Consider the following 21694-nt stretch of genomic DNA (forward strand, 5'->3'; position numbering starts at 1 on the left):
AGCCTCATCCGATCTTCTTCACGCTAACGTCCCCGATGAACGAGCTGACGTTAATGAATATTTTTTTGTCCGCCTCGGCATAAAACGGCGTCTCCAGCTGCACCGACTTGAACATCCCACCCTCGTACCGGTCGAGAACATTCAAATCGCCGATGAATGAGGATGTCGATACGCGGACTTCCACTTGCGCGTCGTTCGGCACGAACACTTTCACGTCCCCGATAAAAGCCGAAATCGTAATTCTCGTTTCGCCGTAAGGAATGCTCGCTTTCGTCAGATCGATAATCGTATCGCCGATAAAATGAGACACTTGAGTCGGCTTCAGCTCCCAATACTCCACTCCAAGATGCACGTCGCCGATAAAATTGGAGCGCTGAATGGAATCCTCCGGCATATTCCAATTCCAGCTCCAGTTATGATGATGGTGTTTGTGATGCTTGTTGTGGTGCTTATGCTTCCACTTATGGCCGTTTCCGTACGAATTTCCGCCGGCAGACTGATTTTGATTGCTTTCGGTGTATGGTGCCGCCGGAATTTCCGTCCCCGCTTTCGCAGTCGCTTCTTTCTGCTTATCAAAAGACGAGCCGTACGTAAATGTCGGATCGTAACCGGGCGGCGGGGGAGCGTCATAGGTCGAAGACGGATCGTTCTTCGCTGCAGGAGGCTGCTCCTTCCAATCGCGTCTGCCGCCGGATCTTCCGAACAGGAAGCTTAGCCCGGCGAAAATGATCGCTATCGGCCATATCATTTGAAACGTAAAGTGGAAAATATCCAAATTGTCGAGCAGGAACAAGGCGCCCAGCAATACGATAAATGCGTTCCAAACGCCGCCCCCCCCGCCGGCTGAATACTGCCGTCTCGAGAATGCCCCGTGCAGCCCGACAAGAATGAGCGCGACAGGCCAGAAAGTCGAGAAGAGGGAGCCAAAGTCGAATTCCAAATAATCCATTTGATCCAGCATGAACATAACGCCGATTCCGATCAGCATAAGACCGATCATTGCACGGCTCATAAACGAGTATTTCATTGGCATTTCCTCCATCGCTGTTCGTTCTGTTTATAGTGTAATAAATAAGCGGCGAAATCAAAAGAGGCGAGGGGATGAACATGCTATCGGTCTTGAGACCGAGGCGAACGGAGTTACGATTATGTTAGATTTCATAACACAAACACAAGGTCTAGAATTCGAGCAAAAAAAAGACCGATTCGCCCGAACCGGTTTTTCATAAAAGCTCCCGCTCTATATCGTCCGTCAATTCGACGGGCTCGCCCGCTTGCGATTTGCGCAGCATAGCGCGCACTTCCTCGATTTCGGCCCGCAGCCTCTTTACTTGCTCGAGCGGTTTTTTAACATGATGGACATACTCCAGCGCGACGCGTTGATCCGGCTTCTTCGCAGAAAAAATGCGGCGAAGCGGCGACACCGATTGATACGAGCGTTCTTCCGCGAGCCTTTTTTTCTCGAAACGCTCGACAACCTGCATGATTTCGGCTATTTGCTGCTCCCGCTTGGCGATGTACGCTTCCAGAAACGTATAAATATCGGCGAATTTTTTCTTCTTTACGGGGAGCCGCTTTTCATTCGATAAAGCCTCTTCCATGATAGATCACCTATCTCCGTATGTTATTATTCATTACATGAAATCAGTTTACTACAACTTTCAAGGATTGAGTAGTCTTTTTTAGCGATTTTGAAGTGCGGGTAAAAGCAGGTCGCGGCGTCCAAGCGTGCGAATAACCAACGTCAAAAAGCGGTACAGCGCAATTGCTGCGCTCCACCGCTTTCTTTCTTTTAGCACATTCGGATATTACCGCTTGGCATTTTTGCTTGCGCTTTCGCCGGGCGAATTTTGCGCAGCACGTTTGTTGTTCATTTCAACGACTTCCTCCGCAAACTCGGCGTTGTACTTGTTGTTGTTATTTTTTTTGTTCTTCGCCATTGGTGCTCACCTCCACACCTCTATTTTTTGCAGGCGGGAGCTTTTTATGTACGTACTTAAGTCATGGGTGAACGGCTCTGCATTTATCTTATGCGAGTGCTCAACGTTTACGCAACGGCTTGACCGTCTCTCCTTTATAGAAGCCGCCTTGCAGCCGGATGTGTTCATAGGGCAAATGCGGATTCGCCAATCTCCAAAGCATCCGTTCCGCTCCGCGCACACCGGATTCTTTAATGAGCATGAGCGGTCTTGACAATTGCGGCAAAAACTCGCTTTTGCTGTGTTCGAGCGAGATGAGCGAGCAATCCTCGGGAATCTGCAAACCGTTCTTGCCGCATGCGAAGTAAATCCAAGGCAGTCTGCTGCCCAGTCCGTTCAAGATGGCCGTCGGTTTCCGTCTTTGGAGGCGCTCGGTGACGATCTCCATCCATTTCTCTTTGTCATTCACCAGGTCTGTAACATGATCGTCGGGATCAACCTCGATGCCTTCCACCCTCATCGCTTCTGTAAAAGCCCTCCAGCGGAAAATAAGACCGCGGAAATTCCACCGCGCACCGATATACAGCAGATTCGTATGCCCCATCTCCCGAAAATAACGTACCGCTTGATGAATCGAAGTTTCGACGTCCCATGCGATACTGTCGGCCTTTGCCGCCGGCGGAGGGAAGTTGAGGATAATGCGCGGCATCGGCAGCTCAAGCAGCTTGCTCTCCAGCTCCGGCCCGGTTAAGGGCGGGATAAAAATGCCGTCCGCATATTGCAGATTGTATTTCTCGGCCCAATCTTCAAACCGGTAACTTTGATCAAAAGTTTCGGGAGCTATGACCGTTTCGATCGAATGGCCGAATTCGGACAGTTTGTCCTGCAAACCGGCAAGGAGAAGTTGATTCAAATCCGAGCTTCCATTGGCTCTTGTGATAATGAGCATAAATCTGCGCCTCTCGTCTGAGAACAGCGGAATATTTTCTGCGGCCAAGCCCAGTTTCTGATCCTTCGTCCGATAACCGAGCTGTTTGGCCATCTGGTGAATGGTATGCCGCGTTTCTTCCGACATCCCGGGCAAGCCGCGAAGCGCTCTCGACACGGTATGAATAGAAATCCCGAGACGGTCGGACAGATCGCGAAGTGTAATTTTTCGGTAGCGGGCCATCGCTTATTCGCAACTCCTTTCACCTAATAATTATAACAAAAAATAAAACTAAACAATAACTAAAAATTGAACTTACTTCAATTTATACTTTATGTATTTCCAACTATTAGTGCTAGTCGCGCCCGAGAAGGCGCAAGAAGGGAGGGTATGATGATTAGTATCAATTCGGTTCAGTTTCGTTAGCACGCGCATGTAAGCACTCTATTGTAAGGGAAAGGAACTGTGGCATTACTAAAAAGCTTAAAAAGGGATTTTTTTTTAAAGTTATTAAGGAGGCTGTTATGAAACCGATTGCTTCTGTTAAAAAGCTGTTCCTTATGTTGCTCATGTTAACTATCATGCTTTTGTCTTTTGGTAGCGCATTCAATTCGAATGCTGTTGCACATGGAGAAGAAGGGGCTGACATTCGCAGCAGCACGACGGCTTCGAATGGCACTGATACGCAAGGATATACGGCGACTTATGATGAACCCGGTACGTATGGTCCGTCCAAAGGTGTCGATATTGTCAGAAATGATGTCGTCGTAAGCGTGTCCGGGGTTACGCTTCATGATATAAAAATTTTTGGAAACCTGCTTTTAACCGATGGGATCAGGGAAGGCGAAGTGTTCCTGGAAAATGTAGATGTTAAAGGAACGATGACAGTTTCAAGCAAAGATCTTACCTTGCATCTTGATAAAAAATCCAAGATCGATACCCTCGCAATACAGGAATTGACTCATGTAACAGGCCAAGGCAAGATCGATGAAGCCATCGTCCACGAGGGGGCAAAAGGCTCTACGTTTGAAAAGGCTCCGAAAAAAGTAAAGAAACTCTCAACGCCTGAGCCGTCAGAAACACCGGCGCCGACGCAAACGCCTGAGCCCACGCAATCGCCTACGCCGACTCCTGAACCGACGCAAACGCCTGAGCCAACGCCTGCATCGACTCCGACTTCACAGCCTTTGGCCATCGTCTCGCAAGGACAAGCCCACGCTGTCATTGTCAAGCCGGCGCAGAGCGGTTCGGAAATAAACGAGGCGGCAGCGGCGGTTGCCGACTACATCGCACGCGCGACTGGCGTAACGCTTTCGGTATACACCGTCGCTCAGCTTGACGGTCTCATCTTGGACCCCTCTACGATCACGATACGGATTGGAGCCGGCTCCTACACCGGTAATCAGGAGCTGGAAGATGAAGTCGCAGCCTTGCATCCCGACGGCTTCCTCATAGCTCCCGAAGGCCATGAGTTGATTATTACAGGCCCGACACCGGTCGGAACACGCAACGGGGCTTACGCTTTTCTTGAGAAATACGCAGGCGTTACGTGGCTGTTTCCGGGAGAAGAGTGGATAGATGTTCCGCAGAGCGATGAGCTGCTTATGCCGAGCGAAGCATGGAAAGACGAGCCGACAGCTTTCTCATTAAGGCGCACGATGAATATGGGCAGCCAGACTGTTTACGGCACGATCCGGTCCGAATGGCAGCGTCAGAATCGGACCCTTTCCGCTTCCGAAATCACGCTTGGCCATAATATTTTCACAATTTTCCCGGTTGAGAAATACGGAGACACAGCGAAGTATCCCAATTTCTATCCGAATAATAAGCCGCCCGCTCCCGGCGTTCAAACGGGCTGGCAGCCTTGTTACAGCAACCCGGCTACGGTTACGGCAGCGATCGAACATATCAAAGCGTACTTTCACAATAATCCTAAGGCGATCGCCTTTTCTCTGGCTGCTAACGATATAGGAGGATATTGCGAAGAAAACCCCGCGCATCCCGATTATCCGAACAAGATCAACTCAGTCGGCGTACAGCACATGTCCGAAATCTATTACAAATGGGTAAATGAGGTAGTCGAAGGGGTACTGCAGGACTATCCGGACAAATGGTTCGGTCTATACGCTTATCAGCAAGTGATGGACCCTCCTTCGTTCCCGTTGAATCCGCGTGTCATTCCTGTGATTACTAAGGATCGTTTAGCTTGGGTGGATCCTGAAGTGGAAGCGCAGGGCAAAGCGCATCTTGAAGCTTGGAGCGAAAAAGCGGAGCAATTGGGCTGGTATGATTACATGCTGAGCTACGTGTATCCTCTTCCGCGCGTTTATCCGCATCTGGTAGAACAATTGTATGCGTATGCACAGGATCAGAACGTGCTGGTGCACCATTGGGATATGCATCCCGTGCTCGGAGACGGCCCGCAGCCTTGGCTCATCGCCAAACTCGGCTGGAGTATGGAGCAGGATGCGGATACGCTGCTTGACCATTGGTATGAGGCTGCAGTCGGCCCTGAAGCGGCTTCGTATTTAAAACAGTACTTCGAGCTGTGGGAGCAATTCTGGAAAACCGAAGCAACCGATTCGTCTTGGTTCCAAACATCCAAGGATGCTACCTTTTTATCGTGGAACAGTTATTCTTACTTGGCCTATGCCCGCGAAGAAGTGATGCAAAGCCGGCCGTTGCTCGAATCGGCAGTAGCGAAGGCTCAAACGCCGGCCCAAAAAACAAGAGCTCAACAGCTCTTGCGCCAATTCGAATATTATGAAGCCTCAACGCTTTCTTATCCGCGCCAAATCAAAACGCTGAATAATGATGGCGAAGTATTAGCGATGTTGAATGAGCTGGAGCAAACGCTTGAAGTCCGATTGAACATGGCCAAGCGCCGGCCCGGGCTTATTGAAGAGTTTAACCGGAACCCTGCGCAAAAATATCCTGTCGATCCGATTGCAAGAGGCGCTTCTTGGTCCGGTTGGAGTCCGGATGAATTTTGGCAGCTGCTGCGTTACTTGGAGAATAACGGACCGCTGGATCAGAATAACGCAATCTTGCAGCGTATTCGTTCCTTTCAACAAAATGCCGCAAATCCGAAGCTTCGCGAATTCGCTCATTTGTTAAATCGCATCGATATTGAACAGTCATTAGCCGAAGACGCATCCTTCGAGGAGGAAAATGTCCCCTCCTGGAACAAATGGAATCCCGCCGGATCGGCTTTAATCGAAGTATCGGAGGAATACGCCTCCACCGGAGAACGCAGTTTACGCTTCAAAAACGCATCGCAAGCCGGCGTATGGAAGTATGTAAACGTGAATGCCGGATTGCTCGCTTCTTCCGTCAAATTTTACACGCCGCCAGGGACAACCAGCAAAGGCGTCATTCAAATCGTCATTGAGCTCCATACCGGCAAGGACAAACTCGTTTATTATTCCGAGGCGATGACTTTAGCCGACCACGCCGGACAATGGACCGAGCTTACATTCTTGGAAGAAATGCCGGCGCAAATTAACGGCCGCGATATTCAAAATATTTTAATCAACACGCAAATTAAAAATGCGTCGGATGCCGTGGTTTATGTGGATGATATCGGGGTTTATCAAGTCCGATACGGCACGGCGGAATTGATTGAGCTAGTTAATAGCTATATCGAAGAAGGGAAGCTGGCCGGCGCCCAGGCTCAACCGATGATTTCGCTGCTCCAAACAGCGGAAGAAAAATATCAGCAGAATGAGAGTAAACAATATGTAAGCTTGCTCGCCGATTTCATAGAAGAAGCGAAGCGGCTTCGATCCAATAATGTGTTGAGTGGAGGCGATTATCAAGCGCTGGCCGACGAAGCTTTTGCGCTTATCAGAAAACAAATCGATTTTCAGTACGCAAGCCAGGAGTTCCGGACTACGCATGCCGGGACGTACAAAGTTCCAGTAACAATCAAAAATAATAGTTCTGAAACTTTTACTTTCGAGCTGTCAGGGAATATAACTGACGGGATTCAACTCAATTTTGACAATCCGGTAACCGTCCCTGCTAACCAATCTTCAACAGTTGAAGGAACTTTAACCGTTCCTGAGGCGCTGGAAGAAGGCGACTACCTCATGGATATCGGCTTGGAGCTGAGTGGAAAAACTGTGCTGCAAACGAAGCTCAAGGTAGCTCACTACACGAACCTTTTGAAAAACCCCGGCTTCGAGGAGGCCGATCCGGCGAATCCATTACTTGCAAAGGACTGGGTCAGAATTGGCAGTGTAGCAGAGCGATCGAATGAGAAAAAGCAAAACGGAAGCTACGCTTTCAAAATGATGCCTGATCCGAACTCATACAAAGAAGCCCGCTCCGACCATGTTACCGTTATTCCGGGAGCCAAATACCGTTTGAGCGGATGGGTGTACAGCGAGAACAGCCAAGCCCAATTCGGTTTGCGTCAAACGAATCAAGCGACAGGCGGTACATCGCTGAAATATGATTTTACCGCAGCCAGCAATTCAATCGCAGAGTGGCAATACTTTGAATTAGAGCTCGTTCCCCGAGCGGATGCAAAGATTCTCCAAGTCTATTTAAGAATACTGAAAAACGCAGGGGCGCCTGTGTGGTTTGACAACATGAAACTCGAAATCATAGAAATGCCGTAATGGAAAAGGCGCAGATCCCGTTAGACTAGGATCTGCGCCTTTTTGCTGGAAAAACCTTTTACCGCTTTATTACTGCGATTTAGCCGGAGCGGCTTCCGCCTGCTCGACGGGAACCGTTTTGAGCGCGTTGAGCCTATCCATCATCGCTTCCGTCACTTTGCCGTCGCCCCGGATCAGCACGTGGACGCGCACCGTCTTTTTGCCCCATTGCTGGTAAACCTGATTTTTCGTTTTGAAGTACAAGTCGATCTTATGTCCCTTTATTTTGCTGCCTGTATCCGCCACGACGCCGAACCCGTAGCCGGGAATGTACAGAACCGTGCCGAGCGGGAAAACCTTCGGATCGGCCGCGATCGTCGAAAATTTATCCTTGCGCACTTTAACGCCCGAGTACGTAATGCCGTATTCCGGATGGCCCGGCGTCTTGCCGGTCGATTCCTTCCCGGCGGAGTAGCCGGTCGCAACAACCTCTACCGTATCGAAGCGGTCAAGCAATTTATCCAAGTTAGCAAAAAGGTCGCTCTCCTCCATCTCGGCTATGTTCGGCTCCTCGGCCGTTCCGGGCTCTGCGAAAGCAACCGTGCGGTTCGCGCCGGCGGCAAACTCCTTCAAGAGCGGCACCTTGACCATATGATGGGCTGCAGGCGCAGCATCCTGACGATAATGCCCGGCTTGCGCTGCGGTCCGGCCGGCCGCACCGGCTTGCTCCATCGCTCCGACGAATAGGATCGCCGCCAACATGCTTACAATGCCAAGCCGTTTGAACTGACTTAACGCTTTCGAAATCATTTGATTGACTACCTCCCCCTCAATGAGGGTGTCCTGTTTAACATGCCTCAATAAGCCCAAAAACGGCATATTAACAAATAAGGTACCCAAAAAAACGGACGATTATGCATCTGTGCTCCTACGCGCTTGTTAACCGCCAAACCGCCGCTAAGGTCAGAATGGAGGGCTTAGCGGTCGCCCAATCTGCCGCTTATTTCTTTTGTGATCATGGCGGCCGTTTCCTCGATGCCGTGAACGCCGATATCGCCCTGTCCGCGTCTCCTTACGGAGAAAGTGCCGGCATTCCTCTCGTTCTCACCTACGACAAGCATATAAGGAGCCTTCTGCAGCTGCGCTTCGCGAATTTTATAGCCGAGCTTTTCGTTCCTCAGATCAACTTCGACGCGAATGCCGGCTTCCAGCAGCTTCTTGCGCGCTTCCAAAGCATATTCCGCTTGCGCATCGGAAACCGGGATAATGACGGCTTGCACCGGCGACAGCCAAACCGGAAAAGCGCCGGCATAATGCTCCGTCAGGATGCCGATAAACCGGTCGATCGACCCGTAAACGGCGCGATGGATAACGACCGGACGATGCTTCTGGCCGTCTTCGCCGACATAGGACAGATCGAATTTTTCCGGCATTTGAAAATCGAGCTGGATCGTTCCGCACTGCCAGCTTCTTTTCAGCGCGTCATAGATGTGGAAGTCGATTTTGGGACCGTAAAACGCCCCGTCTCCCTCGTTTAGCCGATAAACGATCCCTTGCGATTCCAGCACGCTTCGCAGCGAAGCTTCCGCCCGCTCCCACAGCTCGTCGGAGCCCATCGAATCTTCCGGCCGCGTCGACAGCTCGATGCGGTATTCGAAGCCGAACACGCGGTACATGCTGTCGATCAGCGCGATAATATTCGCGATTTCCGCTTCGATTTGCTCCGGAAGGACGAACAGGTGGGCATCGTCCTGACAAAACGTTCTCACGCGCATCATGCCGTTCAACGCCCCGGAAAACTCATGTCTGTGCACCTGGCCGAATTCGGCAAGACGAATCGGCAGCTCGCGATAGGAATGAAGCGCATTTTTGTATATGAGCATATGGCCCGGACAGTTCATGGGCTTTAACGCAAACGCCGTTTCGTCTACATCCGTAAAATACATATTGTCTTTGTAATGATCCCAATGGCCCGACTGCTCCCAAAGCTTTCTGTTCATTATAAGCGGCGTACGCACTTCTTCGTAATCCGCTCCGCTTCTTCCGCGCGAGAATGCCTCAAGCTCGTTACGGACGATCATCCCCTTCGGCAAATAAAAAGGCATACCCGGCGCCTCTTCCGAAAACATGAACAGTTCCAGCTCTTTGCCGAGCTTGCGGTGATCCCGCTTTTTCGCTTCCTCAAGCCGGTGAAGAAACTCATCGAGCTGCGCTTTTTTCGGGAAAGCCGTGCCGTAAATGCGCTGCAGCATCTTATTGTTCGCGTCTCCCCGCCAATAAGCGCCGGCCACGCTTAGCAGCTTGAACGCTTTAATCCGGCCTGTCGACGGCAGATGCGGTCCCCGGCAAAGATCGAAAAATTCGCCCTGGTCATAAATGCTGATGACGGCGTCCTCAGGCAAATCCCGAATCAGCTCCAGCTTGAACGGATCCTCCAATTCGCTGAAAATTCGAACCGCCTCCTCGCGGCTCACCTCTCGTCTGGCAATCGACAAATCCTCCCGGACGATCCGTTCCATTTCAGTCTCGATACCGGCCAAGTCTTCCGAGGACAACGGCTTCTCCAGATCGATGTCATAGTAGAAACCGTCTTCGATAACGGGACCGATGCCGAGCTTAACCGACTTTCCGCCGAACAAACGCTTGATAGCCTGCGCCATCAGATGCGCCGTGCTATGCCGGTAAACGCTCAAACCGTCGTCGCTGTCCAGCGTAACGATCTCCACCTTCGCGCCGTCCGGCAGCGGAACGTTCAAATCGACGAGCTTCCCGTCCGCTTTCCCCGCCACCGCGTTTTTCTTCAGCCCCGGGCTGATCGCTTCCGCCAGCTGCGCCGCCGTCGTGCCTGCCGCCACCTTTCTTACAGCTCCGTCGGACAACATAACTTGAATCTCATTCGGTTTCATTTCCGTTTCCTCCTTATTCGATTTTTGTGAAAACAAAAAAAACGCAGCCGTCCCACAAAAGGGACGAGTGCGTTTAAACCCGTGGTTCCACCCTGATTCGATCCGCCGCTTGCGCGGCGAATCCTCAGCCATCCGGTAACGGGGATGAACCGTCGATCGATACTGAATGCGCGGATGGGGCAGCATGACTCTACTATCCTGATACGCATCGTTCCCTATCGAAGCTACAAAGCGGTAAATCCGCCGGGCTGACGGAAGGGGCTTTCAGCCGGAACCCCTCTCTCTGTGCCGCTCCCTGGCAGACTCATGTCTTTGATCATAACTTACTCAATATTCTCTTATTCCTGATCCTGCGACTTGTTTTTGATATCATCCGTTATCATCGCGATCGTCGCTTCCACGCTATGCGCGCCGATATCGCCTTGTCCGCGCTTACGTACGGAGAATGTGCCGTTGTTCACTTCATTCTCGCCGATGACGAGCATATAAGGAATTTTCTCGAGCTGCGCCTCGCGGATTTTGTAGCCGAGCTTCTCATTGCGCACATCCGCCTCTACGCGGATACCCGCAAGCTGCAGCCTCTCCTTCAGCTCGTTCGCTTGCGCCTCGAACGCCGGCGAAACCGGGATGATGCGGGCTTGCTCGGGCGACAGCCAAGTAGGCAGCGCGCCTGCGAAGTTTTCGAGCAAGTAGGCGGTCATCCGCTCCATCGTGCTTATGATGCCGCGGTGAATAACGACCGGGCGGTGCTTCTGGCCGTCGTCGCCGACGTATTCCAGCTGGAACCGTTCAGGCAGCAGGAAGTCGATTTGCGCGGTCGAGAGCGTTTCTTCTTTTTTCAGTGCGGTTTTGATTTGAACGTCAAGCTTCGGTCCGTAGAACGCCGCCTCGCCTTCCGCCTCGTAGAACGGCAGATCGAGCTCTTCGACAACCTCGCGAAGCATGCGCTGCGCGGTCTCCCACATTTCGTCGTTTTGGAAATATTTTTCCGTATCCTTCGGATCGCGGTACGACAGACGGAAACGGTATTCCTTGATGCCGAAATCCTCGTATACTTGACGGATCAGCTTTACGACGCGGCCGAACTCTTCCTTGATTTGGTCCAGACGGCAGAAAATATGCGCGTCGTTCAACGTCATCGCGCGTACGCGATGCAATCCGGTCAACGCGCCGGACATTTCGTACCGGTGCATGGTGCCGAGCTCCGCTATGCGGACCGGCAGGTCGCGGTAGCTTCGCATTTCGCTTTTGTACACCATCATATGATGCGGGCAGTTCATCGGACGAAGCACGAGCTCTTCGTTATCCAGCGTCATTTTCGGGAACATATCCTCTTGATAGTGCTCCCAGTGACCGGAAATTTTGTACAGCTCCACGTTCGCAAGCACCGGCGTATAAACGTGCTGATATCCGAGTCTTTCCTCGAGATCGACGATATAACGCTCCATCGTGCGGCGGATTTTGGCGCCGGCCGGCAGCCAAAGCGGAAGCCCTTGCCCGACTTCGCGGGAGAAGGTAAAGGTCTTCAGCTCTTTGCCGAGCTTCCGGTGGTCGCGTTTTTTCGCTTCTTCAAGAAGGTGCAGATGCTCGTCAAGCTGCGCTTTTTTCGGGAAAGCCGTACCGTAAATGCGCTGAAGCATCTTGTTCTTCGAATCGCCGCGCCAGTATGCGCCGGCTACGCTCAGCAGCTTGAAGGCTTTAATCCGGCCGGTCGACGGCAAATGCGGTCCGCGGCACAGGTCGAAAAACTCGCCCTGATCGTAAATGGTAATGACCGATTCCGCAGGTAAATCGCGAATAAGCTCAAGCTTAAGCGGATCCTCAAGCTCGCTGAAAATGCGAACCGCTTCTTCGCGGCTAACTTCGCGGCGGGAAATCGCGATATTTTCTTGCGTAATCTTCTCCATTTCCTTCTCGATGCGGCTTAAGTCGTCGGAAGAAAGCGGCGTCTCCAGATCGATGTCATAATAAAAACCATCCTCAATGACGGGCCCGATACCGAGCTTCACCGTTTTTTCGCCGAAAATGCGTTTAATGGCTTGCGCCATCAAGTGCGCCGTACTGTGGCGGTAAACTTCAAGACCGTCTTCGCTGTCCAGCGTCACGATTTCCACTTTCGCGTCTTCTTGCAGCGCCGTGTTCAGGTCGACCACTTTGCCGTTTACTTTGCCGGCGACCGCATTTTTTTTCAGCCCCGAGCTGATCGATCCCGCTATATCCTCGATTGTGGTTCCTTGCGCATACTCGCGTACCGCGCCGTCAGGGAATGTAATGTTTACTGCCATTAGTGATCAGCCTTTCCGTTTAATTTTATTTGAACGCAAAAAAACGCATCTCTCCTATAAGGGACGAGTGCGTTCAGCTCGTGGTTCCACCCTACTTCGATCGTCCTGCGCCGGCTCATGCCGAAAACATCAGGAACGAATCCTCAGGCATTCGATATCGGGAATGATCCGTCGGGATGTACTGACCGGGCGGCATAGCCGGCGCAGCGTTCCATTCCGAAGCTACAAAGGGGTAAATTCGTCCGGTTTACGTAAGAAGCTTGCAGCCATGGCTTCCTTCTCTGTGCCGGTTCCGTACGAACTCATGTCTTCGATAATCGCTTAAACTTGTGAATTTACGTTTTATTATAATCAGGACGGCATCCCCGGTCAAGGGGACAACTGATCCTGTTTGCTCCGTTCGCCCAGCAGCGGCTTGCAGACGCGGCAGTAATGGCATAATTTGGCCCGCTCCTCGAATATTTGCACGATCGTGCGGATGACCGCCACCTCCGGCTCGCGCGTATGGATATAGATGCGCTGCGGCGCAACCGTAATAAGCGTGCTTACGATCAAATCCTCGAAATTGAAGTCCGAGTCCAGCCATTCGACCGATAGCGTTTCATCGATGTCTTCCGCCGTAATCGGCTTCATCTGCTCGTTCAAAATGACGAATTCATTGCCGCCTTTATGCATAAGATGGGCTTCGGGAATTTTCGTATCCTGGATAAAGACGAAATATTTCAAGAGCGAAATAAATTCCTGGTATTGCTTATCCATTAAATATTCATCTACCGCATACTCGACGATTTCGCGCAGCTCCTCCAAATACCCTTGAAGCCGGAACTGAAGAAGGCCGTGAATGTTGATCGTCACGTTTTCCTTCAGAAAAACGCCGACTTCTTGTGCGATAAGCTGCTCTCTCCGCTTACGGCTATGATCGGTCGCGAGCTCGGGATCGTCCTGTGTGTTCAGCATGCTTCCGCAATACTGCACGATCTTGGCGACTTCTTCCTCATCTTCATACGCAAAATCCGTCATGATGATGCTGCGCAGAAGCTCCAGCTCCTCTTCCTGCACGATATAAGCGGCAATTGCCGAACCGATTTTGTCTTGGATGATCATGCGCAGCGGTTCTTTCCATACCGTTTTCGACGGCCGTTCGCAGCGGATTTGCGCAAACTCGCCGAAGTGCTCCGTTTCCAAACGGATTTTGCCTGCGTATGCCTGCAGCAGACGCTCCAGATGGGCCTGAAGCGCGATTCCCGAATGCTCTTTGGAAGCCATCACCGTTATCGTAATCCCGTCCATATGCTCACTCCCCTCGCTAAAGCCATTTGTCGTGCGAGTCGTTTCCTTACAAGTATATGGTTTAACAAAAGGAGATATACAATGAACCGATTGGGAAAAAGGAGCCAAAATCAGAGAGGCGGACGATGTTTGCGATCGCTGATGTCTGGTATGCGGTACCGCACGAGTTACGGATGGTATGGTATAATAAATCCAACTATCCGCTTGGAGGCGATGATCGATGCGTATGCCGAAATCGGACGTTCGAGAATGACAAGCGGGGCAAGTCTAGGAACGGCAGGAATTGCACGACATTCCCGAACGATCATTGCCGGGGGCGGAAGGATACAATGGAGGTTACGGAATTATATGGAGAAAAAGATCGTATTTTTCGATATTGACGGAACGCTGCTGAACAACCGGAACGAAATTCCGGATTCGACGAAAAAAGCCGTTCGTTCCCTTCAAGATAAAGGCATCGTGACGGCCATTGCGACGGGCAGAATACCGTCCATGTTCGACTGGGTCAGAGAAGAGCTTGGCATAAGCTCCTACGTGTCCATCAACGGGCAGTACGTCGTTCACGAGGGCCGAACGATTTATTCCAATCCGATCGATCGCGTTATCCTTAAGGAACTCGTCGAGCTGACGACAACGAGCGGCCATGCTCTGGCAACCTGCAGCTCCGATAAGGTCCGTGCACTGGCCGAAAATCACCCCCATATCCGAAATAGCTTCGCCACGATCGAATTGCCGCATCCGCCGGTCGACCCTTATTTTCATCTTAACGAGCCGGTGTATCAGGGCTATCTCTTTGTCGACAATGAAGAGCAGACGGTGTATGATCAAAAATTTCCGCAGCTTCGCTTCGTTCGCTGGCATGACTATGCCGTTGACGTCCTTCCCTCGGGCAGCTCGAAAGCGATCGGCATCGAGCAGATGCTCCGCATTCTCGGCATTCGCCCTGAGAACAGCTTCGCCTTCGGCGACGGCTTAAACGACGTTGAAATGCTCGCTTCTGCAGGCATCGGCATTGCCATGGGTAACGCGGTCAACGAAGCGAAGGATGCGGCCAAAATGGTAACCGCCTCGAGCTCCGAGGACGGGATTTGGAAAGGGCTTCAGATGGTGGGGCTGCTTTGACGGTGAGGAGCGCATAACTTCGCGTACACGCAAATTTGCCTCCATACGAACTGGAAAACCTCCAGCTATTTTTCGGAATATCCCTTGATTCGTAGATCTTAATGGAAAAGCTACAGTTATTATTATTGAAATTCCCTAAATAGGAGAAAATGCAGAATTTTAACTGGAGTTTTTCCATCTAAATGCCTTTTTACCGCCTTTTAGACGAAATTAGCTGTATGTTATCCAGTTAGCGCTCGTAAGAGCAGCTTCTCCGCACGTTTTTACTGAGGATTGGAACCAACTACTGTTAAAAAGAACCCCAAAAAAGCCCTTGTTCTTCCTTCAATAAGGAAGAACAAGGGCTTTTTTCATTAGGGTCGCGCTTATCGTCACGCACGAGGCGACAGCCGTCAAGCGCTGTCATATCTAGCGCATGGAACTACTTCGCGAGGGCTGACTGCCGGCTGGCCGTGCGTTGAGGCCCGCAGCCGGTTCACGAGCTCATTGCCATCCCCCGCATGCGGGGAATCAGGCGACCGGACGAATCGCCGTCCCCCTGCGAGCAGCCGAATCCGATCGTTTACTTCACGCCAGCATCCAGTTCTTTCACCATTTCCGCTACGGAGATGAGGCCGCCGCCGGAAAGGTACCAGTAGTTCGGGTCAAGATAAACGATAGTGCCGTTTTTGAACGCATTCGTTTTCTTCACGAGCTCGTTCTCGACGGTTTTCTTTGCGCTCGACTCGCCGCCTACGGCTGCCGTACGGTCGACGACGAACAAATAATCCGGGTTTTTCTCGAGAATGTATTCGGGCGAAATCGGATCTCCATGGGTTGTTACCTTGATGTTCTCGTCTGCCGGCTTGAAGCCGATTACGTCATGAATGATGCCGAAACGGGAACCCGCGCCGTAAGCGCTCAAGCTGCCTTCGTTGGCGAGCACGATCAGCGCGTTTTTGTTTTGCGCTTTGACTTTATCGGATACGGTTTTGATCGAAGCCGTTACTTTGGCCAGTTCTTCCTCGACCACCTTCTCCTTGCCGAAAATAAGGCCGAGCGTCTTCGTATTTTCCGTGTAGGAGTCCATATATTTAGCCGTATCGACGCCAAGGAAAACGGTCGGCGCGATTTTTTTGAGCTCGTCGTAACCGGTTTGCTGTCTGCCGGAAATGATGATCAGCTCAGGCTTGAGCGCGTTGATTTTCTCGAAATCGGGCTCGGTCAAGCTGCCCACGTTTTTGTATTTTGCGTCTTTGTATTTAGCCAAATACGGCGGAATGTTCGCCTGCGGCACGCCGGTTACTTCGATACCCAGCTTGTCGAGCGAGTCGAGAATGCCGAAATCGAAAACGACGACGTTTTTCGGATTCGTTTTGACCTTCGTTTCGCCGAGCTTGTGCTTGATCGTCACTTCCGTCGGTGCCGACGGTGCCGCTGACGGCGATGCCGATGCCGCTGCCGAAGGGCTCGCGCTTCCTGCCGCATTGTTCGTCTCGGTTTTGCCGGCGCCGCAGGCGGATACGCCAAGCGCTACAATCAGGGATAATACGGGTAACATCAGTTTCTTCTTCATCCTAATCACCTCATAATATTTTGGTTATATATGAAATTCCTTTTATCCATCAAGTGAAATAAATACAAATTTTATGCTCCTCGACCGTCTCGATCCGGATGTCCATATCGTAGATATCCAGCAGAACGGCGGGATCGATAATTTCCGCAGTCGGGCCGTCCTTCACCACCCGGCCGTCTTTGAGCGCAACGATACGATCCGAATAGCAGGATGCAAAATTGATATCGTGCAGCACGAGAATGATCGTTTTGCCCAGCTCGTCGACCATCCGCCGCAGTACCTTCATAATTTGCACGGAATGCTTCATGTCGAGATTGTTAAGCGGCTCGTCGAGAAGAATATATTCGGTATCCTGCGCCAGCACCATCGCGATGTAAGCTCTTTGCCTCTGTCCGCCGCTGAGCTGGTCCAGAAACTTGTGCTGCATCGATTCCAGATCCATATAAGCGATCGCCTCGTCCACATGCTTCCAGTCCTTGTCGTTCAGCCTCCCCTGTGAGTAAGGAAAACGCCCGAAGCTGACAAGCTCCCGGACAGACAGCCGGATGTTAATATGATTCGTTTGCTTCAGAATCGATATTTTTTTGGCGAGCTCCTGGCTTTTCGTTTCGGAGACGCTGCTGCCGTCTATGTAGATGTCCCCGCTATCCTTCGGGATAAGACGGCTGATCATCGAGAGCAGCGTGCTTTTACCCGCGCCGTTCGGACCGATGAAGGAGGTGATCATTCCTTTGGCGACCTTCACGCTTACTTGATCCACTACGCTTTTGCCGCCGTATGCTTTGGAAACGTTTTTGACCTCTACCACGCTTTTCTCTCCTTAAGCAGAAGATACAGAAAGTACACGCCGCCGATAAAATTGATAATGACGCTGATCGTAGTCGAGAAGGCGAACACCCTCTCCACAAGCAATTGCCCGCCGACAAGCGCTATGATACCGATTAGGATGGAGCCCAAGATGAGTACGCCGTGCCGGTACGTTTTAAACATCTGATAGGCGACGTTCACGACGAGCAGCCCCAGGAACGTAATCGGCCCGACCAGCGCCGTAGCGATCGAAATGAGCACCGCGACGACGACAAGCAGCCTTTTGACCGTATAATCGTACGGAACGCCGAGGTTGATCGCCTGATCCCTTCCAAGCGAAATGACGTTCAAATATTTGATGAATCTCATACAGTACAGCGTGACGAGAACCATCCCGACGATCGATATCGTCAGAAGACCGGTTTGCACATTGTTGAAGCTGGCGAACATTTTGGACTGCACGACGAGAAAATCGGTCGGATCGATGAGCACCTCCATGAAGGTGGACATACTGCCGAACAATGAGCCGAAAATGATGCCGACAAGCAGTAAATAATAAATGTTTTGCCCTTCCTTGCGGAACATCCACTTGAACAGCACGAGCGCGAACACGATCATCAGTCCGACGGACAGGACGAAATTCAAATTTTTGTTTACGATCGCAATGTTCATCGAGCCGTAGGCGAAAATAAGAAACGTCTGAAGCAGCATATACAACGAATCCAAACCGATAATGCTCGGCGTCAAAATGCGGTTGTTCGTAATCGTCTGAAACACGACGGTCGAGAAGGCGATGGCTGCGCCTGTTACGGCGATCGCCAATATTTTCATCCCTCTTCGCGGAAGAACGTAGCTCCAGTTGCCGCCTGCATGAAGGAACATAAACGCGGCGATCAAAGCTAGCGCGAGAACGGCTAGAAGACTTAGCCTGACTTTAAGATTCATGTGCCTTTCTCCTCATCAGCAAATAAAGAAAGATCGCGCTGCCGAAAACGCCGACGGTCAGACCGATCGGAACTTCATACGGAAAAATGATGACGCGGCCGAAAATGTCGCAAACGAGCACGAAAATCGCGCCGAGCAGCGCCGTATGTGCCAGACTCTTTTTCAGATGATCGCCCTGGTAAAGCGTTACAATGTTCGGAATGATGAGTCCGAGGAACGGGATCATCCCAACGGTAAGCAGTACGACCGCGGATACCATCGCCACGATGACCAGCCCGATATTGACGACCTGCCGGTACTTGAGCCCCAAATTGACGGAGAAATCTTCTCCCATGCCGGCGATTGTGAACCGGTTCGCGTACAAATAAGCGATCACCATGAGCGGAATGCTGATGTACAACAGCTCGTACCGGCCCTTCAAAATCATTGAGAAGTCGCCTTGCAGCCAAGACGAAATATTTTGAATCAGATCCTTCCGGTAAGCGAAAAAGGTCGTGAGCGAGCCGATGATGTTGCCGAACATAAGTCCGACCAGCGGGATGAATATCGTATCTTTGAATTTGATTTTGTCCAGTATCTTCATGAACAGCCAAGTGCCGGCTAGCGCGAATACGAACGCTACGATCATTTTTTGCATCGGGCTGGCCGCCGTAAAAAGCATCATGGCGACAAGCACGCCGAAGCGCGCCGAATCCATCGTTCCCGCCGTCGACGGCGAAACGAACTTGTTCCGCGTCAGCTGCTGCATGATAAGCCCCGTAATGCTCATGCTGACGCCGGCGATAATGATGCTGATCAAGCGGGGAATCCGGCTGATTGTCAGAATGTCCATTTGCTCTTTGCTCAAATGGAACATATCGCGCGGCGAAATGTTTTTCACGCCGATAAACAAGGAAGCGACGGAAAGGATGATCAGCGCCGCGATCAAATATCTTTTTTTCATAAAGCTTTCCTCATTCGTTCGGCGGATATAGTAAAGATAATCATTCTCAGTGAAAGGACAAAAAAATTTACGCCTCGATGACGGTAAGCAGCTGCTCGGCCGGAATTCTCGGCTGCGCTGACGGAACCTTCGCCGGATATCCGACATGCAGGCTGCCGACGATTTTTTCGCCTTGGCCGATACCCAGCGCCTCACGGAATGAAGGCTCATGCAGCAGCGGATACGTTTCCCACACAAGGCCCAGGCCTTGCTCCCAGGACAACAGGCTGAAGTTATGGATGAGGCAGCTGACGGACGCGTAATCCTCTTCCCGGACGACCGGATGGGAATGCTCTTTCATGACGACAAGCAAAAACATCGGCACGGCCATCAGCTTATTATAAAACTTCTGGCCGATTTCCTTCGCCTTCTCGGGATCGCGCTCCCGTCTTTCGTTCAGCGCCCGGCTGACCTCTGCGATGCGCTTGCGCCCTTCCCCATGCACGAGCACGAAGCGCCAAGGCTGCGTCATTTTATGATTCGGCACCCATACTGCAGTATCCAGCATTTCCTTGACAAGCTCGACGGATACCGGGCGATCTTCGAATACATGCACTGAGCGGCGTTCCATGATGATTTTCGATAGTTCCATGCAGTTTCCCCCATATGTGTTAGAAGTGCGATGCGAACGGTTCTTAACGGCTGTCATGCCCAGCAATAAGGCTTCAAGATGAACGAGCCTCCGCACCCGCGATTGATAATCATTATCACTACATCTATTTTACACATATTCGCTGACTCTGGAATGGATATTCTTTTTTTCAGCATGGACTTTTCTATTCGGCTCGCCGAATCAATGCATAAGCAGCTTGACGATTTGATCGATCATATTTTCATGAATGGAAGGATTGTACAAAAGCGGTTCGTCGAAACGAATGAACAAGACCAGCCTCGGACACCCGTTCAGGTCCATGCTCTGCCAATCTTCCTCAAGCTTGCGGCACTCCTCGTCCGGCATGGAACTCGGCACCAGAAAAATGACATGATTGCAATCGAGCTCCGCCAATTCCTTCAGCAAAAACGTATCGAGAAAGCCGATTTCCCTTACGGCATCCGGCGACGTTATTTGCAGCTCGTCATAGAACAGATCGCTCATTTTTTTAACCTGCCTGCCGAAAACGCGGAACAACGTCCCGAATAACCCGACCAATAAATACGGTTCGTCCTTTAATTGCTTCCGGATATGATAACGGGCGTTTTCCGCCTTGATTTCGTAGTAGGCCAGCCATCGGTCCGCCACGGTCGGAATGCCGATTCTCTCGCTGATTATCGTCAGGCGTTCTTTCCAGTCGCGGCCTTTCCATTTAAACATGTAAACGGGAGCGATTTCCGCCAGAGCCCCGTATACTTCTTCCGTGACCGGCGGCGTTAAAATCAGCTCGGGCCGGCTTTGCTCGATCTGCTTGATATAAGCCTCGGGCTCGTCCATCCATCCCCGCTTGAGCGATAATACGGGCACGATGCCTAGGACGGCCAGATCGCCTTGGAACACCGGCGTCAAATTCGCAATTCGAATCTGGGCATATGTAACATATTCGCTTGGCGAAATGCCCATATGTTTTTTGAACAATCTGCTGAAATACAGCTCATCGGGATAACCGACGGCATGCGCGACCTCCATGATCGATGCGGGCGCGCCTGCGAGCAGCCTTAGCGACTCGTTCAAACGAACCGTCGTTATGAATTTATGCGGACTGAGCCCCGTATGCGAGCGAAAGGCTTGGTAAAAACGGCTGACGCTTGCTCCCGACAGCCGCGCCAGCTCTTCTATATCCATCGCCGTATGGTAACGGGCCAGCATCGTTTGTTTCATTTGCTCGACATACATGGTCAGGCTGTCTTCGTCCACGCTCTTAGGCTTGCTCAAGGAAACCAGGAAGGCGTGCACCATACCGTAAAGATGCGCATGAAGAAGAAAGTAAAAAGCCGGCTCCCGCTTCCCGTCGTCATCGAGAAAATCCTGCACCCAGCTGCGGATGTTCGGAATTTTGAACGTATACATTCCGAAGCCGTACAGCTTATACGACGATGCCCGATCGGGAGCAGTTCCTCCCTCCCATCGAAACCGGATCAGCGCGATGCGCGACGCATGCTCCTCCCGGTTCTGAATCGAGCACAGGCAGCCGGCCGGCACGAAAAATAGTTCTCCCGCAGACGCATTTCCCGTACGCCGAGTTTGGCCGTCCTTCAGCGTTATCTTCACGCTCTCCTTGCGGACATAACCGAATAAGGCATGCTTGTCCGCTTCTATGTGCACGCTTTGGCGGCCGTCTATTTTATATTCTGTAGTGTCCGTATACCGCAGCGCATTTCCTTCTACATGTCTAGACGCTTCCATCTCCTGATTCCCC

The 21694-nt window shown here is 51.4% G+C and carries 16 protein-coding genes; 2 read left to right on the forward strand and 14 right to left on the reverse strand.

From position 1 onward, the window contains the following. Positions 1–4 precede the first annotated feature (4 nt). From liaF to DQG23_RS06410, 4 genes are all read right to left on the reverse strand, one after another. Entirely contained in the window at positions 5–1027 is a 1023-nt protein-coding gene (gene liaF, locus DQG23_RS06400; protein ID WP_238177774.1) for a cell wall-active antibiotics response protein LiaF, read from the reverse strand. 196 nt (positions 1028–1223) lie between these two features. Beyond that, positions 1224–1601: a hypothetical protein gene (locus tag DQG23_RS06405; protein ID WP_113029969.1), complete on the reverse strand. Its 378-nt coding sequence runs from the start codon at positions 1599–1601 to the stop codon at positions 1224–1226. Between the two features lie 207 nt (positions 1602–1808). Beyond that, positions 1809–1940, reverse strand: a complete 132-nt coding sequence (locus DQG23_RS43385; protein ID WP_272949031.1) for a hypothetical protein — start codon at positions 1938–1940, stop codon at positions 1809–1811. 100 nt (positions 1941–2040) lie between these two features. Next, entirely contained in the window at positions 2041–3090 is a 1050-nt protein-coding gene (locus DQG23_RS06410) for a LacI family DNA-binding transcriptional regulator (RefSeq protein ID WP_113029970.1), read from the reverse strand. 281 nt (positions 3091–3371) lie between these two features. On the opposite strand from DQG23_RS06410, the gene DQG23_RS06415 reads away from it, so the two are divergent. Continuing rightward, complete coding sequence (locus DQG23_RS06415; protein ID WP_113029971.1) at positions 3372–7472, forward strand: DUF4838 domain-containing protein; 4101 nt, start codon at positions 3372–3374, stop codon at positions 7470–7472. Positions 7473–7541: 69 nt separating this feature from the next. On the opposite strand, the gene DQG23_RS06420 is transcribed toward DQG23_RS06415, so the two are convergent. The 4 genes from DQG23_RS06420 to ytxC all read right to left on the reverse strand — a co-directional run bounded on the left by DQG23_RS06420 (position 7542) and on the right by ytxC (position 13932). After that, positions 7542–8261, reverse strand: a complete 720-nt coding sequence (locus DQG23_RS06420; RefSeq protein ID WP_238177775.1) for a 3D domain-containing protein — start codon at positions 8259–8261, stop codon at positions 7542–7544. A 167-nt stretch (positions 8262–8428) separates the two neighbouring features. Then, positions 8429–10357, reverse strand: coding sequence for a threonine--tRNA ligase (thrS, locus tag DQG23_RS06425; protein WP_113029972.1), 1929 nt, complete (start codon positions 10355–10357; stop codon positions 8429–8431). A 338-nt stretch (positions 10358–10695) separates the two neighbouring features. Continuing rightward, positions 10696–12642 (reverse strand): threonine--tRNA ligase, encoded by a 1947-nt coding sequence (gene thrS / locus DQG23_RS06430; RefSeq protein WP_113029973.1) that lies wholly within the window; start codon positions 12640–12642, stop codon positions 10696–10698. A gap of 369 nt (positions 12643–13011) precedes the next feature. Next, entirely contained in the window at positions 13012–13932 is a 921-nt protein-coding gene (gene ytxC, locus DQG23_RS06435; protein WP_113029974.1) for a putative sporulation protein YtxC, read from the reverse strand. A gap of 348 nt (positions 13933–14280) precedes the next feature. Between ytxC and DQG23_RS06440 the strand changes: the two genes are divergently transcribed. Continuing rightward, positions 14281–15054, forward strand: a complete 774-nt coding sequence (locus DQG23_RS06440) for a Cof-type HAD-IIB family hydrolase (protein ID WP_113030041.1) — start codon at positions 14281–14283, stop codon at positions 15052–15054. 562 nt (positions 15055–15616) lie between these two features. Here DQG23_RS06440 and DQG23_RS06445 read toward each other — a convergent pair. The 6 genes from DQG23_RS06445 to DQG23_RS06470 all read right to left on the reverse strand — a co-directional run bounded on the left by DQG23_RS06445 (position 15617) and on the right by DQG23_RS06470 (position 21681). Next, positions 15617–16609 carry a siderophore ABC transporter substrate-binding protein gene (locus DQG23_RS06445; protein ID WP_113029975.1) on the reverse strand — a complete coding sequence of 331 codons (993 nt, stop codon included), beginning with the start codon at positions 16607–16609 and terminating at the stop codon, positions 15617–15619. A 49-nt stretch (positions 16610–16658) separates the two neighbouring features. After that, positions 16659–17417 carry an iron ABC transporter ATP-binding protein gene (locus tag DQG23_RS06450; RefSeq protein ID WP_113029976.1) on the reverse strand — a complete coding sequence of 253 codons (759 nt, stop codon included), beginning with the start codon at positions 17415–17417 and terminating at the stop codon, positions 16659–16661. Beyond that, positions 17411–18361, reverse strand: a complete 951-nt coding sequence (locus DQG23_RS06455; RefSeq protein WP_113029977.1) for an iron chelate uptake ABC transporter family permease subunit — start codon at positions 18359–18361, stop codon at positions 17411–17413. Before DQG23_RS06455 ends, DQG23_RS06450 begins: the two co-directional genes overlap by 7 nt. After that, positions 18351–19304, reverse strand: coding sequence for an ABC transporter permease (locus DQG23_RS06460; protein ID WP_113029978.1), 954 nt, complete (start codon positions 19302–19304; stop codon positions 18351–18353). Before DQG23_RS06460 ends, DQG23_RS06455 begins: the two co-directional genes overlap by 11 nt. A gap of 67 nt (positions 19305–19371) precedes the next feature. Then, positions 19372–19935, reverse strand: a complete 564-nt coding sequence (locus tag DQG23_RS06465; protein ID WP_113029979.1) for a nitroreductase family protein — start codon at positions 19933–19935, stop codon at positions 19372–19374. Between the two features lie 201 nt (positions 19936–20136). Further along, positions 20137–21681, reverse strand: a complete 1545-nt coding sequence (locus tag DQG23_RS06470; RefSeq protein ID WP_158560329.1) for an AraC family transcriptional regulator — start codon at positions 21679–21681, stop codon at positions 20137–20139. Positions 21682–21694 lie beyond the last annotated feature (13 nt).

This window comes from Paenibacillus contaminans (assembly GCF_003285015.1).
Lineage (GTDB): Bacteria > Bacillota > Bacilli > Paenibacillales > NBRC-103111 > Paenibacillus_V > Paenibacillus_V contaminans.

Coding starts and splice junctions, on each gene's coding strand:
- DQG23_RS06440 (WP_113030041.1), top strand. CDS start 14,281: ATGGAGAAAAAGATCGTATTTTTCGATATTGACGGAACGCTGCTGAAC.
- DQG23_RS06455 (WP_113029977.1), bottom strand. CDS start 18,361: ATGAATCTTAAAGTCAGGCTAAGTCTTCTAGCCGTTCTCGCGCTAGCT.
- thrS (WP_113029972.1), bottom strand. CDS start 10,357: ATGAAACCGAATGAGATTCAAGTTATGTTGTCCGACGGAGCTGTAAGA.
- DQG23_RS06445 (WP_113029975.1), bottom strand. CDS start 16,609: ATGAAGAAGAAACTGATGTTACCCGTATTATCCCTGATTGTAGCGCTT.
- DQG23_RS06470 (WP_158560329.1), bottom strand. CDS start 21,681: ATGGAAGCGTCTAGACATGTAGAAGGAAATGCGCTGCGGTATACGGAC.
- ytxC (WP_113029974.1), bottom strand. CDS start 13,932: ATGGACGGGATTACGATAACGGTGATGGCTTCCAAAGAGCATTCGGGA.
- DQG23_RS06465 (WP_113029979.1), bottom strand. CDS start 19,935: ATGGAACTATCGAAAATCATCATGGAACGCCGCTCAGTGCATGTATTC.
- DQG23_RS06410 (WP_113029970.1), bottom strand. CDS start 3,090: ATGGCCCGCTACCGAAAAATTACACTTCGCGATCTGTCCGACCGTCTC.
- DQG23_RS06460 (WP_113029978.1), bottom strand. CDS start 19,304: ATGAAAAAAAGATATTTGATCGCGGCGCTGATCATCCTTTCCGTCGCT.
- liaF (WP_238177774.1), bottom strand. CDS start 1,027: ATGAAATACTCGTTTATGAGCCGTGCAATGATCGGTCTTATGCTGATC.
- DQG23_RS06415 (WP_113029971.1), top strand. CDS start 3,372: ATGAAACCGATTGCTTCTGTTAAAAAGCTGTTCCTTATGTTGCTCATG.
- DQG23_RS43385 (WP_272949031.1), bottom strand. CDS start 1,940: ATGGCGAAGAACAAAAAAAATAACAACAACAAGTACAACGCCGAGTTT.
- DQG23_RS06420 (WP_238177775.1), bottom strand. CDS start 8,261: ATGATTTCGAAAGCGTTAAGTCAGTTCAAACGGCTTGGCATTGTAAGC.
- thrS (WP_113029973.1), bottom strand. CDS start 12,642: ATGGCAGTAAACATTACATTCCCTGACGGCGCGGTACGCGAGTATGCG.
- DQG23_RS06405 (WP_113029969.1), bottom strand. CDS start 1,601: ATGGAAGAGGCTTTATCGAATGAAAAGCGGCTCCCCGTAAAGAAGAAA.